This is a genomic window from Promicromonospora alba (assembly GCF_042654905.1).
Classification (GTDB): Bacteria; Actinomycetota; Actinomycetes; order Actinomycetales; family Cellulomonadaceae; genus Promicromonospora; species Promicromonospora alba.
On sequence record NZ_JBHSFI010000005.1, the window covers coordinates 724,602 to 739,950 of the forward strand.

Below are 15,349 nucleotides of genomic sequence, written 5' to 3' on the forward strand. Positions count from 1 at the left end.
CGGGTCGACGACCAGCGCGGGGCACGCAATATATTGCATACTGATCAAGGGTTTTGGCAAGGCGTTCTATCGTGGCGACGAGGCGACGTACGCAGGACCCTGCGCCGACCGCGCCACCGAGAGGACTCCCATGCCCGACTCCACGCCGCTCGACGCGGTCCTGCGGGAGCTCGCCGCGCTCGAGAACCCCAGGTTCCGCGCGGTCAACGAGCGCAACGGGGACGACCACGGCGTCAACCTCTCGCAGCTGCGCGCCGTCGCGAAGCGCCTGAAGAAGCAGCACGAGCTGGCCGTCGAGCTCTGGGCGACCGGCGACACGGCCGCCCGCCTCCTCGCCACGCTGGTCTGCCGTCCCCGGTCCTTCACCCCGGCCGAGGTCGACGCGATGGTCCACGACATCCGCTCCCCCAAGCTGCTCGACTGGTTCGTCGTCAACGTCGTGAAGCCCGGCAGGTTCGGCGAGGAGTTCCGCGAGCGCTGGGCAGCCGACGACGCCGACCTGGTCGGCAGGGCCGGCTGGACCCTGCAGAGCGACAGGGTCGTCAAGGCGCCCGACGACGTCGACCTCGACGCACTGCTCGACACGATCGAGCGGGACATGAGGGACGCGCCCGAGAACACGCAGTGGGCGATGAACACGTGCCTCGCGATGATCGGGATCAACGATCCCGGCCGACGCGCACGGGCGATCGGCATCGGCGAGAACCTGCAGGTCCTCGCCGACTACCCGGCCTCGCCGGGCTGCACGCCGCCGTACGCCCCGGTGTGGATCGCCGAGATGGTCGGACGTCAGGAACTGGCCGGGGCCTGACCAGGCGGCTCGTCGCGGGGCTCCCCGGACTGCCCCTATGCTGCGCATGGCAACGTTGCCATTCCGTCGAGCGCGATCCCTCGTGCAAAGGAGCGCACATGCGTCTGGTCCCCAATCCCGTCCTGCCCGGCTGCCATCCCGACCCGTCGGTGGTCCGGGTCGGCGCGGACTACTTCATGGTGACCTCGACGTTCGCCTATCACCCGGGGATCCCCGTCCACCACAGCCGTGACCTGGTCAGCTGGAGCCGGGTGGGACACGTGCTCGACGGCGACAGCTGGCTCCCGCTGGAGGGCAACACGGTGTCCCACGGCGTCTGGGCGCCGACGATCCGGCACCACGACGGCGTGTTCTACGTCGTGTTCACGATCGTGCGCGGGACCGAGGGCGCGACCACGTACGTCACCACGACCGTGGACCCCGCGGGCCAGTGGGCCGTCCCGACCCCGCTGGAGGCCGACGGGATCGACCCGTCCCTGTTCTTCGACCACGACGGCCGGGCGTGGTTCACCGCCGCCCGGGACGCGATCGCGCCCGACGCCACCGGGCCGGGCGAGATCTGGCTGCGGGAGCTCGACCTCGGGACGCTCGCGCTGGTCGGCCCGACGCACGTCCTCTGGCACGGCGCCCTCACCAGACAGTGGGTTGAGGCTCCGCACATCTACGAGCGTGACGGCCGCTACCACCTGATCGGCGCGGAGGGCGGCACGGAACGCAACCATGCGGTCACCGCCGCGACGTCCGACACGGTGACCGGACCGTACTCGACGGACCCGCGCAGCCCGCTGCTCACGCACCGGCACCTCGGTGCCGGCGAGCTCGTGCAGAACGTCGGCCACGCCGACATCGTCGAGACGCCCGACGGCGACTCCTGGGCGCTGGTGCTCGGCGTCCGCCCGGTGAACGGGCACCACACGCTCGGGCGCGAGGTGCTGCTCGTCCCTGTGGAGTGGGACGACCGCGGCCCGGTCCTCGCACCCGGCGCCGGACGGGTGCAGGGGGTGCTGCCCGGACTGCCGGACACCGCCGCCCGGCCGGCGGACTGGTTGTCGCTGCGCGGTCCCGTGCGCGCCGACGTGGTGGACGACGCGATCACGCTCCGCCCGCGGCCCGCGCCGCTCTCGGGACGCGAGGTGCCTGCGTTCCTCGCGAGGCGCCAGGACATGCACCGCTTCGTCTTCGAGACGACGGTCGAGACCGACCGGATAGCCGGCCACGACGCCGGGGTGGTCGCCTTCCAGGACGAGAACACGTTCCTGGCCGCGCGGGTCCGGCGCCGGCCCGACGGGTGCGTCGTCCGCGTGGCCGGAAAGGTGGGCGGCGCGGAGATCGTGCGCTCGGAGGTGCCGGTCACGGGCGACGTCGTGCTCCGCATCCGGTCGGACGGGCAGTCCTACACGTTCTCCTGCGTGACCCGCATCGGGGAGGACGTCCTGGCGACCTTCCCGCACACCGCGCTCAGCACGGAGACCGCCGGCGGGTTCGTCGGGGTGCTCCTCGGGCTGGTCAACGAGGCGGCAGAGGATGCGGAGCCGCTGACGTTCCGCGGCGTCCGGTACGCCGCGCCGGTGGCGGCGTCAGAGGGCGTGGCGTCAGACGGCGCGGTGTCAGACGGCGCGGGTGCTGGCGCGCACGACCAGTGACGGCGCCAGCAGGTGGTGGCGGGCGGCTCCCCCGCGCATCAGGTCCAGCAGCACCTCGATCGAGAGGCAGCCCAGGGTCACGAAGTCCTGCCGCACGGTGGTCAGCGCCGGAACGAGGTAGTCGGCTCCGGCCATGTCGTCGAACCCCACAAGTGACACATCACCGGGCACGGAGAGCCCGCGGGCGGCGAGCGCCGAGAGCGCGCCTATGGCCATCTGGTCGTTGCCCGTGAAGATCGCCGTGGGCAGGGCGCCGTCGTCGGCCGGCCCGTCGACCAGCCCGTCGACGAGCTCAGCGGCGAGCGCGTGCCCGCTGCGCGCCGTGAAGTCGCCGTGGAGCACGCGCGGCTCGGCGACCCCGGCGCGCCGGAGCTCGCGGCGCCAGCCGTCCACGCGGGCCCGGGCGTCGTAGGTCTCCATGGGACCGCTCAGGTGGACGACGTCGCGGTGGCCCAGGTCGAGCAGGTGACGGGTGGCGAGGCGCGCGCCCTCCACCTGGTCGAGCTCCACCGACCCGATGGCGGGATTCGCCACGTTGCCGGACATCACCACGGAGATCGGTACGCGCGCGACCGTCCGGTCGAGCGCGTCGAGCGCCATGGGCCGGTCCGCGATCACCGCGACCCCCGCCGCGCCCTGCCCCACGAGCTGCCCGAGGCACTGCTCGAGCTGCTCGTGGGTGCCGCCCTGCCAGCTCGTGAGGCTCACCCAGTGACCGGCGTCCTTCGCGGCCTGCTCGATGCCGAGCAGCATGCGCGGCAGCTCGAACAGCTCCGAGCCCGCGAGGACCACGCCGAGCATCGTGGAGCGCCCGCTCTTGAGCATGCGGGCGGAGTCGTTACGCCGGTAGCCGAGCTCGTCGATGACCCGCAGGACCCGGTCCCGGGTCGCCGGCCGTACCGTCGGCTCGTCGTTGACGACCCGGCTCACGGTGATGTGCGCGACGCCGGCGGCGCGTGCGACGTCGACCATGGTCGGCGGCCGCTTGCCCTGCGCCATGCTCGACCCCGCTCTCCCTGGCCCGGCTGTCCGGGGATCCTATCGGTCGGCGGACGGCGACCCCGGCTCCGCCGTGCAGATCGGTCCGATCCGGCGCTGCCTACCCGAGGCCGTCTCCGAGGCGGTGGAGGAGCTCGCGTGCGCGCTGGTGATCGGCTTGGAACCGGGTGGAACCCCGGCGCGCAGCTCGCTCGTACAGATCGACGGCGCGTCGGGCGGCAGGCAGGGCTTCGCCCGGCCGGTCCAGCTTCGAGAACCGGATCCCGAGGCCGTGCAGTGACCAGGCGAGATCGGGTTCGTAGCGGTCCGGATCGGTCGCGGCCAGTCGCTCGTAGAGGTCGACGGCACGTTGGGTGGGGGGCAGGGCTTCGTCGGGCCGTCGGAGTGCCGAGAGCCGGTCACCGAGGCTGGTCAGTGCGTTGGCGAGGTCGGGTTGGTGGCTGCCGGGATCGATCCGGGCCAGACGCTCGTAGAGGCTGACGGCGCGCTGGATCGGTGGCAGGGCTTCGTCCCGTCGTCCGAGTCGTGAGAGCCGCCTCCCGAGGCCGGCCAGCGTGCGAGCGAGGTCGGGTTCGTACCGGTCGGGGTCGCTCCGGGCCAGGCGCTCGAAGAGGTCGACGGCGCGCTGGGTGGGTGGCAGGGCTTCGTCGTGCCGTCCGAGCAGCGAGAGCCGGTTCCCGAGGCTGCGTAGCGACCTGGCGAGGCCGGGTTCGTGCCGGTCCGGATCGGTCGTGGCCAGTCGCTCGCGCAGGTCGACGGTGCGTCGGGTGGCCAGCAGTGCTTCGTCCAGCCGGTCCAGTGCCGAGAGCCGGTTCCCGAGGCTGGTCAGTGCGCGAGCGAGGTTGGGCTCGTAGCGGTCGGGGTTGGTCCGGGCCAGGCGCTCGAGGAGGTCGACGGCGCGCTGGGTGGGTGGCAGGGCTTCGTCAGGTCGTCCGAGCAGCGAGAGCCGGTACCCGAGGCTGCTCAGTGCACGAGCGAGGTCGGGTTCGTAGCGGTCGGGGTTGGCCCGCGCCAGGCGCTCGCGAATGTCGACGACACGCCGAGTGGCTTGCACGGCCTCGTCCTGCCGGCCCAGCTCGACGAGATCGGCCGCGAGGTTGTTCAGCACATAGGCAAGGTCGGGTTCGTGGCGGCCGGGATCAGCCGCGGCCAACCGCTCGTATACCCGGACGGCGCGCTGGATCACCAGGAGGGCCTCCTGCGGCCGCCCGAGCTCCGAGAGCCGTTTCCCGAGGTCGGTCAGCGAACTGGCGAGGTCGGACTCGTAGCGATCGGGGTTGGTCCGGGCCAGGCGCCCGCGGATGTCCACGGCACGCTGGGTCGCCAGCAGGGCCTCCTGTGGTCGGCCCAGCTCGGCGAGATCGGCCCCGAGGCTGTTCAGCGCGTAGGCGAGGTCGGGTTCGTAGCGGTCGGGATCGGCCGCGGCCAACCGCTCGCGAATCTCGACGGCCCGCTGACTGGCTCGTACGGCCTCGTCCGGCCGATCCAGCATCGAGAACCGGATTCCGAGGCTGATCAGCGCGGAGGCGAGGTCGGGTTCGTAGCGGTCGCGATCGGCCGCGGCCAACCGCTCGCAGACCTCGACGGCGCGCCGGGTCGCCAGCAGGGCCTCCTGCGGCCGGCCGAGCCCTGAGAGCTCGCTCCCGAGGCTTGCCAACGCGTTGGCGAGGCTGGACCCGTAGCGGTCGGGGTTGGTCCGGGCCAGCCGCTCGCGGATGTCGACGGCGCGCTGGGTTGCCAGCACTGCCTCCTGCGGTCGACCCAGGCCAGCGAGACGGGACCCGAGGCCGGACAGTGCGCCGGCGAGGTCGGGTTCGTAGCGCTCAGGGTCGGCTCGGGCCAGTCGCTGGTACAGGTCGACGGCTCGTTGAGTGATCGGCAGAGCATCCTGCGGCCGGCCCAGTGCCGAGTACCGGTACCCGAGGCTTACCAGTGCGCTGGCGAGGCCGGGTTCGTAACGGCCGGGATCGGTCCGGGCCAGCCGCTCCCGGATGTCGACGGCGCGTCGGGTCACCTGCAGGGCCTCCTGCGGCAGGCCCACTGTCGAGAACCAGTAGCCGAGGTCGTACGCGACATCGGCGACCTGTTCGTCGGCTGTGTCCGCCTCGTCGAGAAGGGCGAGCTGGGTACGGGCGAGGCGCGTGGCAGTGGCGGCCATGATCACGGACGGCGACGGTATCGCCGCCAGGACACGGGCCACGGTCGCGAGAGGCGCGGAGAGGTGGTCGGCGAGGTGGTCGGCCAGCGACCGGACCGGGATGCGTTCGTCGTGGTGCCGGGCCGGATCGGTCGCGGCGCGGGACAGCACCGTCGTCGCGTGGACGGCCTGGTCCGCCGAGAGATCCTCCAGCAGCGCCGTCATCCGCCGTGCGACCGGGCGCGGACCGGCCGTCAGTACCTCGACCACCAGATGCTCGGCGACCCGGTCCGGTGTGAGCGGTTCGATCCAGTGCCCCGCGCCGTCCGCGGCGGGGTAGGTCCTGCGGAGCCAGCGCGCGGCCCCCGTCGCGTCCGGGGGCACGTCCTCGGTGAAGGTGTCCAGGACCCGGGCCGCGAGCGCCACCGTCGAGGCCTCGTCCGTCGTCCCGAGCAGCGCGACGGCGGCGACCAGGACGCGCCGCATCGCGACCGTCAAGGTGTCCCCGAGGCCGGCCTCGCGGGCGGTGGCCTGCCAGTACCGGTCGGCCTCGTGGCGCAGGAGCTCGGAGAACACCTGGCCGACGCGCACCGGGCCGGTCGGCGCCGTGTGTCCCGGGTCGTTCAGGGCATCCAGGACCGCGACCAGCGCGATGGCGGTCAGGTCCAGCACCCGCAGCCGGTCGGCGCCGTCGAACAGGACCTCGGGTACCGGTACTCCCAGGTGTGCGGCGAACGCCGTGGCGGCGCTGTCGACGACGTCCTGGGGTGCGGCCTCAACATCGGGCAGATCGCTGTCCGGGTACCCGGCCTGCAGGGCGTCACCGAGGCCGCCGGGAATGTCGGTGAGCTTGTCCCACCAGTTGCCCGCCTGCCGGGCCAGCATCAGCACCCGTAGCGTTCCGGGGTCGTCGAACGAGCCGATCAGGAAGTCTCGTAGGTCCGGGCGACTCTCCGCGTAGTCCACCACGACCAGCACGGGCCGGTCTCCGGCGTGCTCACGCAGCGTGGTCACAGCGGCCGGGTCAGCCCCCTGGTCGGCGCTCAGGAACAGGCACTCCCAGTCCTGGCCGGAGGCCCGCAACCGGCGTTGCAGCTCGTCGGCCAGCCGGGTCTTGCCCACCCCACCGGGACCTGTGATCAGCCGGAACGACGTCCCGCCGGTGCCGCACCAGGCCAGCAGCTCCGCCAGCGCGGCGTCCCGCCCCAGGAGCCGCAGCCCGATCTCGGCCGCCCGGTGCGGGGACAGCAGGGTCGCCACCCCTCGGGGTGCCCGGAGCCGCAGGTCCCGCACCGCTCCGGCGATCTGACGGCGGCGCTCCCGCTCCTCCAGCGCCTGGCCCGCGAGGTACTCCAGGACGAAGCCCGCCGCGAGGCCGCCTACCGCGGCCAGCGCGGTCACCCACCAGGCGGCGGTCGCGGGGACCAGCGCCGAGGCGGCGACGGCGACCAGGGCGGCGACGGCCGCGGCCCCGATGCCGAACCACGGCAGGCCCCTGCGCCGTCGTCCTGGCCCCGTCGTCAGCCGCATGCCCGAAAATGTACCGGTCGAGGTCGCGTCGCCTCCCAGCCGGCGCCTGCCTCCTCCGGATGAGCTGTCCTCGGACGGAAGGTCCGTGCGGTCACCGCGTCTCCTGGTACGGGATGACCACACGGTTGATGACGAGCAGGCCCGCCGCCGCGACCGGGACGGCCACGAGGGCGCCGAGGATCCCGCCGAGCGCCGCCCCGGCCAGGGCCGCGACGATCACGAGCACCCCGGGCACTGCCACCGCGCGGCTCATCACCCTCGGGGACAGCACGTACGCCTCCACCTGCATGTACACGAGCAGGAGGATCGCGACGACGAGCGCCGCGACCGGGCTCACCGTCAGCGTCGCGAGAACCACGAGGATCGAGCCGATGACCGTTCCGACGACGGGTATCAGCGCCGCGACGAACGCGAGGACGGCGAGGAGGATCGGCGCGGGGCTGCCCGCGAACACCGTCAGCAGCAGGGTGAACGTGGCATTGATGGTCGCCAGGAACAGCTGGCCCGCGACGTACCGGCCCACGGACTCCAGCACCTCGGTGAGGAGCGACCCGGTCATGTCTCGCCGGGACCGGGGCACGAGCCGCAGGACGGCGGCGACCATGGTCGGCAGGGATACGGCGAAGTAGATCGTCAGGGCGGCGACGATGACGACCGCCGTCACGCCGTTGATCAGCCCGGTGCCGACCTGCAGGACGCCGCCCGCGATCGCCGTGAGCTGGCGGGGGTCGGTGAGCAGCTCGGTCAGCGACGCCAGCAGACCGTTCAGGTTGAGTGCGACCAGGTTGTCGTTGGTCCAGACGTACCAGGCCTGGTCGGGCAGCTCCCGCAGCGCATCGACCAGCTGGGTGACGAAGATCCCCACCTGCGGGACGGCCAGCGGTAGCACGGCCACGACGAAGAGCGCGAGGACGGCGGCGGATCCGACGATCATCATCGTCGCGGCCAACCACCGCAGCACACCCCGCGAGACGAGGAACCGGATCCCCGGATCCAGCGCCAGTGCCAGGAACAGGGCCAGCCCGACGTACACGAGGACCGTCGCCACCGCCTCGATGGCGCCCAGCACCACGAGACCCGCACCGACACCCAGGGTCGCGAGCACCGCGTACCCGAACGGGTTCGCGGGCAGTCCGACCGTCGGCGTCCGCCCGCCCGCGCTACGCGCACGCGGGACCCGCGGTGACCTCACGCGCGCCACGTCGTGCTGCGCACCCGGTCTCCGCGTTCTCGGCGATCGCGGCAGGGCGCCGGGTCGTTGCGGCAAGCGGGCCATTGCACTCCATCGGTTCTCAGGTGTCCGCGATGAACACGCTGCGGGTCACAGCCTTCCCGAAAGGAGGCTGCTTGTCGCCATCGGCTCGCGGGCCGACGTCGACCGGTTGAGGGGTTCTCTTCGGGCCTCCCACCCCGGAGGCGCGCTGACGTCTGATGGATTCCGACAGGAGCACTGACCCCGTGCCGCACAGCTCGGCACGGGAACCGAGCAAGGAGAGGTACCCATGCGTGGAGTTGTCATGTATGCGCCAGGTGACGTCCGGGTCGAGGAGCGCGAGGACGCCAGGATCATCGAGCAGACCGACGCCGTGATCCGGGTGACCGCCGCGTGCATCTGCGGCTCGGACCTGTGGCCGTACCGCGGGGTCGAGGCCCTGAACGGCCCGACCCCGATGGGCCACGAGTACATCGGGATCGTCGAGCAGGTCGGTGCCGAGGTGCGGGACATCAAGGTCGGCGACTACGTCGTCGGCTCGTTCGTCGCCTCTGACAACACGTGCGAGATCTGCCAGGCGGGCTACCAGTCCCGCTGCATCCACAACGTGATGATGGGCTCGGTCGGCACGCAGGCGCAGCTCGCCCGCATCCCGCTGGCCGACGGCACCCTGGTCGCCACTCCTGGTACGCCCGACGCCGACCTCGTCCCGTCGCTGCTCGCCGCCTCCGACGTGCTGGGCACGGGCTGGTTCGCCGCCGTGGCCGCCGAGGCGGGCCCCGGCAGGACCATCGCGGTCGTCGGCGACGGCGCGGTGGGCCTCTCTGCGGTGCTGGCCGCCAAGCAGCTGGGCGCGGAGCGGATCATCGTGTTCAGCCGCCACCCCGAGCGGCAGGCGCTGGCCCGCGAGTTCGGCGCCACCGACATCATCGAGCAGCGCGGCGACGCCGGCGCCGCGAAGGTCAAGGAGCTCACCGGCGGGTACGGCGCCCACGGCGTCGTCGAGGCTGTGGGCACCGAGGAGTCGATGTGGCAGGCCATCAACTCCGCCCGGCCGGGCGGCTACGTCGGGTACGTCGGCGTCACGCACGGCGTCCAGCTCGACGGCCTGAACCTGTTCTTCACCGGCGTGCACCTGCACGGCGGCCCCGCCCCCGTGCGCCGGTTCCTGCCCGAGCTGATCCAGCTCATCTGGGACCGCGCGATCGACCCGGGCAAGGTCTTCGACCTCACCCTCCCGCTCGAAGAGGCGGCCGAGGGTTACAAGGCGATGGACGAGCGCCGCGCCACGAAGGTGCTGCTCACCCTCTGACCACGCCCCGAAACCGTACGAGGAGAACACAGATGAACGAAGAGCACGACGACGCCACCGGCCGCGGCCTCGACCGCAGGAGCCTGCTGAGGGCGACCGGGATCGGTGCGGCAGCGGCCGGCGCGATGTCCCTCAACGGCTTCACGAGCGCACAGGCGGCGCCGCAGAACGTCGGACGGCCGACACCCGTGGGAACGCCGTCCGCTGACTTGCCCGAGGGCGCCGACAACTTCTACACCAGCGACCGGGTCACGGTACGGAAGGTCCGGTTCCGGAACCAGTACCAGATGACCGTCGTGGGCAATCTCTTCACGCCCAAGGGCCTCGACCGCGACACCGCCCACCCGGCGATCGTCGTCGGGCACCCGATGGGGGCGGTGAAGGAGCAGAGCGCGAACCTGTATGCCACGAAGATGGCCGAGCAGGGTTTCGTGAGCCTGTCGCTCGATCTGTCGTTCTGGGGCGAGAGCGACGGCAGGCCGCGCCAGGCGGTGCTGCCCGACGTCTACGCCGAGGACTTCAGCGCCGCCGTCGACTACCTGGGCACCCGGCGGTTCGTCGACCGGGAGCGCATCGGTGTGATCGGCATCTGCGGCAGCGGGAGCTTCGTGATCAGCGCGGCCAAGCTCGACCCGCGCATGAGGGCGATCGCGACCGTGAGCATGTACGACATGGGCGCCGTCAACCGGAACGGCCTGGAGCACTCGCAGAGCGTCGAGCAGCGCAAGGAGATCATCGCCGCGGCCGCCGAGCAGCGTTATGTCGAGTTCACCGGCGGCGAGACCCGGTACACCGGCGGCACCGTCCATGAGCTGACGGACGACACTCCTGACGTCCAGCGCGAGTTCTACGACTTCTACCGCACCCCCCGCGGCGAGTTCACGCCCGCGAGCTCGTCGCGGCGGCTGACGACGCACCCGACGCTGTCGAGCAACCCGAAGTTCATGAACTTCTACCCGTTCGACGACATCGAGACGATCTCACCGCGGCCGATGCTGTTCATCACCGGCGACCAGGCGCACTCCAAGGAGTTCAGCGTGGACGCCTACGCGCGGGCGGCCGAGCCGAAGGAGCTCGTCTGGGTGCCGGGGGCCGGCCACGTCGATCTCTACGACCGCGTCACCCTCATCCCGTTCGACAAGCTGACCAGCTTCTTCGTCCGGCATCTCGCCGCCTGATCGCAAGTCCCGGCAGTCGTGGGCGGGGAGCATTCCTACCGCTCCCCGCCCTTCGTCAGGGCCTCCCGCGGGCCCGCGCGCTCGTAAAGGCTGATTCGTATGCGCCAGTACCCCGCACCCGTTCGGTTCAGCCGGTTCCTGCCCACCCTGCTGTTGCTGCTGACCGTGTTCGGGCCGATCTCCATGGACCTGTACCTGCCGGCGCTCCCGGCACTCACCGCCGAGCTCGGGGCCGCGACCTCCGTCGCGCAGCTCACGGTGACCACGTGCCTGATCGGCCTCGCGGCCGGGCAGCTGATCGCTGGACCGTTGTCCGACCGGTTCGGGCGGCGCGGCATCCTGCTGGTCGGCGTCGTCGCCTACGTCGTGACCTCTGCCCTGCCGGCGGGGTCGGGATCGTCATCGCCCAGGCCGCCGGGCGCGACGTCTTCTCGGGCGGGGCCCTGATCCGGTTCTACGGGCAGCTGACCGTGGTCGGCGGGCTCGCCGCCGTCGTCGGACCGCTGCTGGGTGGCCAGCTGAACACCGTCACGGACTGGCGCGGCCTGTTCGTCTTCCTCGCCGTGGTCGGCGCGGCTCTCCTCGTGACCGCCGCTGTCGCGTTCCCTGAGACCCTGCCCGCGGCGCACCGCACCACCGGCGGGTTCACGCAGACGGGGCGGGACTTCCGGGTGCTGCTGTCCGACCGCGTGTTCCTCGGCGCGGTGCTCAACCAGGGGTTCATGTACGCGGCGCTGTTCGCCTATCTCTCGGGGGCCACGTTCGTGCTGCAGGGCATCTACGGGCTCTCCCCGCAGGGCTACGCGCTCGCGTTCGGCCTGAACTCGGCGGGGTTCATGGTCTCCGGCTACCTCGCCGGCAGGGCCGCCGAGCGGTGGAGCCCGCCCGGGACCCTCACCATCGGCGTCGTCGTGGCGGGCGTCGGCGCCCTCGGGTTGCTCGCCGCAGGCCTGACGACGTTGCCGCTGTGGGTGGTGATCGTCTCCCTCCTGGCCCTGGCCAGCGGCGTCGCGATCACCTCGCCGCCCGCGACGACGCTCGCGCTGGTCGGGTACCCGCACCTGGCCGGCACCGCGTCCTCGCTGCTGGGCATGGTCCGGTTCGGGTTCGGCGGCGTCACCGCGCCCCTGGTCGGCGTGGCGGGCGCGGCCACGATCCTGCCCCTCGGCATCGTGGCCACCGCGTCGATAGTGCTCGCGGCGGGGGCCTACCGCGCGCTGGCGGCTCGGTCGGACAAGCCCGCCGAGCCGATGCGCATACCCCTGGAGCCCTCGGGCGCCGTCTGATCCCCGTGGCCGGGGTGCCCTGCCAGGGCCTCCCACGACGGCAGGGTCGCGCATACCGTGGAGAGCATGAGCACCAAGGACGAGGTGCGGGAGTTCCTGGTCTCCCGCCGCGCGAACGTCACCCCGCAGCAGGCGGGCATCCCCGACTTCGGCGGGGAGCGGCGGGTACCCGGGCTGCGCCGCGAGGAGGTCGCCATGCTCGCCGGCGTCAGCCTCGACTACTACACGCGGCTGGAACGCGGGAACATCCGCGGCGCGTCCGAGAGTGTGCTGGGCGCGATCGCCCGCGCCCTCCAGCTGAACGACGCCGAACGCGAGTACCTGTTCGACCTCGCCCGCACGGCCCCCGCCTCCGCGGCCGCGCGCGACCGCAAGCCCGTCGCGCAGTCGGTACGCACCTCCGTCCAGCGCGTGCTCGACAACATGACCGTGCCCGCGATCGTGCACAACTCGAACCAGGACCTCGTGGCCGCGAACGTCATGGGTCGCGCCCTGTACGCCCCGCACTTCGACACCGACGGCACACCGAACATCGCCCGGTTCATCTTCCTCGACCGCCGCGCCCGGGACTACTACGTCGACTGGGCGCAGGCCCGGCGCACCGCCGCGGCGATCATGCGGCTCGAGGCCGGACGCGACCCGCTCAACAAGGAGCTCACCGCGCTCATCGGCGAGCTCTCCACCCGCAGCCCGCAGTTCCGCGAGGACTGGTCGGGGCACGACGTCCACGAGCACCGCACCGGGGTCAAGTCGTTCCAGCACCCGGTGGTCGGCCGCGTCACCGTCGCGTTCGACGTCTTCGCGATGCCCGGCGAGGCGGGCCTGCAGATCGTCACGTACAGCCCTCCTCCGAACACCGACTCGGCCGAGAAGTTCGCGCTGCTGGCCAGCTGGGCGGCCACCCAGGAGGCGGAACGCGCCCCGGACGGCGGTCTCGTGAGCAGGCCGCACGACGCCGTGAGCCAGCCTGCGAGCACCGACTGACCAGCTCAGGTCGCGCGCTGGCAGGGCGTCTGGGACTGACCTCGGGCCTGATCGTGCACCCGATGAGTTATCCACAGATTTGAGATCCGGCGAGCGGATCGCACGCGTGTTCGAGATAATAGAGGCAGCAAGGGAGTGAGAACTAGAGGCGAGCGATCGGGGCGGGGGTGGGCGCGGTGGATCGGACGACGAACGGTGGTTCCGCTGCTGGTCTGCCTGCTGCGGCGTCGATCGAGGACGTGCTGGCCCGGATCGAGGCGGCGACCGCGGAGCTGACTGCTCTGACCGACCCGGAGACGCTGACCGGTTGGGATGCACCGACGGTCACTCGCCTGGCTGATGCGCACACTCGGATCCGCCGGGTGACCGGGCGTCTGGACGGTGTCCGCTACACGTTGCTGCCCCGGATCGAGGCCGAGGGTTCCTGGCGTTCGGGTGGCACGGCGCGGACGTTCACGACCTGGCTGCGCCTGCGCGAAGGCATCTCCGCGTCGACGGCGGGTAAGGACATGACCATCGCCCGCCGCCTGGCGACCGCGCTGCCCGTGACGCGGGAGCGGCTGGTCGCCGGGACCCTGGGCGCGGACCATGCCCGGGTGATGACGGAGGTCGCGCCCACCAGCGAGACCCGCACCGACGCACTGGCCTGGCTGATCGACACCCGCACCGGGCACACCACCACCCCGGAACAGTTCGTCCAGACCGTGCCGGTCGACTTCCCCGACCCCACCGAGGACCCCGACGGGGCACGCACCCGTGAGCTGGTCACGCAGGTCCTGGAGGGTGCGATCACGGAGGGGACCCTGGTCACCGGTGAAGCCCTGGTCCTGCACGAAGCCAATGTCCTGAACGCGGACCAGTTCCGGAAGGTGGCACGCCGGTTCGCGACCATCACCGACCCCGACACCGACGATGTGGACGATGACAAGGCCGCGCAGGGCGAGTTCTTCGATCTGGCCAAGACGTTCGGCGGGTATCACGTGGCCGGGTTCCTCACCGACGAGCACGGCCTCCTAGTCACGACCGCGATCAACGCGGTCCTGGGCGCACCGGCGGCGGAAGACACCCGCACCACGACCCAGCGTCGCGCGCAAGGCCTCGCGGACGTGGCGCGGGTGGTGCTGGACACGAACCAAGCCTCCCCGGGCGCTGCGATCGCACCGCACCTGAACGTGACCGTGTCCTGGGACGAGTTCGTCACCCAGGTCACCCGCACCCGGGACGGCCTCTGCCTGACCTGCGGGCAGACCACACCAGGGCGCGGCACCCGCTTCGGCGCGGGCCCGAGCGTCTTGGGCACCAGCACCAGCACCACCACCACTGGCACCGGCACCGGCACCGGCAGTGGCGCTGGCACCACCAGCCCCGCCACCAGCACCAGCACCAGCACCAGCACCAGCAGCGGCGCTGGCACCACCACCAGCACCACCAGCACTGGCACCAGCACTGGTCCGGATGTCGGTGCAGGTGCGTTGAACACCGGCCCAACGGCCGAATGCCCGAACGGAAGTCCGAACGGACGCCCGAACGGAAGCCCGACCGGAAGTCCGACCGGAAGTCCGACCGCAGGTCCGGGCGGAGGCCCGGGTACCTGGAGCGCAACGGATACGCCACTGTCCGGGTTCTTGTCCTCCGGTGGCCCGGTGTTCACCGAGACCGGCGGCCGTGCCCCACGAGCGCTGATCCGCCGCCTGGCATGCCACAGCGCGGTCACCCGGATCGTGTTCGGACCCGACGGCGCCGTCCTGGACGTCGGACGTGCGCAGCGCACGGTGTCGGGGCAGATGCGCCGCGCCGTCATCGCAAGAGACCAGCACTGCGTCTACCCCGGATGCGACCAACCACCCTCACGGTGCGAGGTCCACCACGCCCTGACCCACTGGGCCGACGGCGGCGGCACCTCGGTGACGAACAGTGCGTTGCTGTGCTGGTACCACCACCAGCTCGTCGACACCCGCGGCATCACCATGCACTGGACCGGCAAGCCCGCCACGAACACCACGGCCGGCGCCCTCCTCGAGACCGGATGGGCCTTCACGGACGCCCGTGGGCACCACATCCGCCTCCCTGAAGCCATCGAAGCCACACCCCCGCCAGGCACCGACCAGACCACCGAGCCGCCGCCATCCGTCGAAGCTGACCGACCGGCCGGGCGAACCTGGCGTGACCCGACCCGCCTGCTCCGGCTCCCGAGCCCGCCAGATCACCTCACCCGGCAGTCTCGCCTGGCCGGCTAGCAGCGGCCCGACCAGTACG

9 protein-coding genes and 1 pseudogene are annotated in these 15,349 nt (G+C 71.9%); 7 read left to right on the forward strand and 3 right to left on the reverse strand.

Features of this window, described 5'->3' with window-relative positions; translation table 11 throughout:
* Window positions 1-130: 130 nt before the first annotated feature.
* A complete protein-coding gene (locus ACFO6V_RS18205) occupies window positions 131-811 on the forward strand; it encodes a DNA alkylation repair protein (protein ID WP_377137650.1) in 681 nt (226 codons plus the stop codon).
* 98 nt (window positions 812-909) lie between these two features.
* The gene (locus tag ACFO6V_RS18210) at window positions 910-2,454 is read left to right on the forward strand and encodes a glycoside hydrolase family 43 protein (RefSeq protein WP_377137652.1); all 1,545 of its coding nucleotides are present in this window, start codon (window positions 910-912) and stop codon (window positions 2,452-2,454) included.
* On the opposite strand, the gene ACFO6V_RS18215 is transcribed toward ACFO6V_RS18210, so the two are convergent.
* The 3 genes from ACFO6V_RS18215 to ACFO6V_RS18225 form a co-directional block, all read right to left on the reverse strand.
* On the reverse strand, window positions 2,419-3,453 hold the full coding sequence (locus tag ACFO6V_RS18215; RefSeq protein ID WP_377137654.1) for a LacI family DNA-binding transcriptional regulator: 1,035 nt from the start codon (window positions 3,451-3,453) through the stop codon (window positions 2,419-2,421). The genes ACFO6V_RS18210 and ACFO6V_RS18215 overlap by 36 nt on opposite strands.
* Window positions 3,454-3,553: 100 nt before the next feature.
* Window positions 3,554-7,120, reverse strand: a complete 3,567-nt coding sequence (locus ACFO6V_RS18220) for a tetratricopeptide repeat protein (RefSeq protein ID WP_377137656.1) — start codon at window positions 7,118-7,120, stop codon at window positions 3,554-3,556.
* 91 nt (window positions 7,121-7,211) lie between these two features.
* A complete protein-coding gene (locus tag ACFO6V_RS18225) occupies window positions 7,212-8,312 on the reverse strand; it encodes an AI-2E family transporter (protein ID WP_377137658.1) in 1,101 nt (366 codons plus the stop codon).
* Between the two features lie 310 nt (window positions 8,313-8,622).
* On the opposite strand from ACFO6V_RS18225, the gene ACFO6V_RS18230 reads away from it, so the two are divergent.
* The 5 genes and pseudogenes from ACFO6V_RS18230 to ACFO6V_RS18250 all read left to right on the forward strand — a co-directional run bounded on the left by ACFO6V_RS18230 (window position 8,623) and on the right by ACFO6V_RS18250 (window position 15,330).
* Window positions 8,623-9,645 carry a zinc-dependent alcohol dehydrogenase family protein gene (locus tag ACFO6V_RS18230; protein WP_377137660.1) on the forward strand — a complete coding sequence of 341 codons (1,023 nt, stop codon included), beginning with the start codon at window positions 8,623-8,625 and terminating at the stop codon, window positions 9,643-9,645.
* Between the two features lie 32 nt (window positions 9,646-9,677).
* Window positions 9,678-10,823 carry an alpha/beta hydrolase gene (locus tag ACFO6V_RS18235; RefSeq protein ID WP_377137662.1) on the forward strand — a complete coding sequence of 382 codons (1,146 nt, stop codon included), beginning with the start codon at window positions 9,678-9,680 and terminating at the stop codon, window positions 10,821-10,823.
* A gap of 183 nt (window positions 10,824-11,006) precedes the next feature.
* Window positions 11,007-12,109 (forward strand): annotated as a pseudogene (locus ACFO6V_RS18240) (multidrug effflux MFS transporter).
* Between the two features lie 66 nt (window positions 12,110-12,175).
* On the forward strand, window positions 12,176-13,093 hold the full coding sequence (locus ACFO6V_RS18245; protein ID WP_377137664.1) for a helix-turn-helix transcriptional regulator: 918 nt from the start codon (window positions 12,176-12,178) through the stop codon (window positions 13,091-13,093).
* A gap of 176 nt (window positions 13,094-13,269) precedes the next feature.
* Window positions 13,270-15,330: an HNH endonuclease signature motif containing protein gene (locus tag ACFO6V_RS18250; RefSeq protein ID WP_377137666.1), complete on the forward strand. Its 2,061-nt coding sequence runs from the start codon at window positions 13,270-13,272 to the stop codon at window positions 15,328-15,330.
* The last annotated feature ends 19 nt before the right edge of the window (window positions 15,331-15,349 follow it).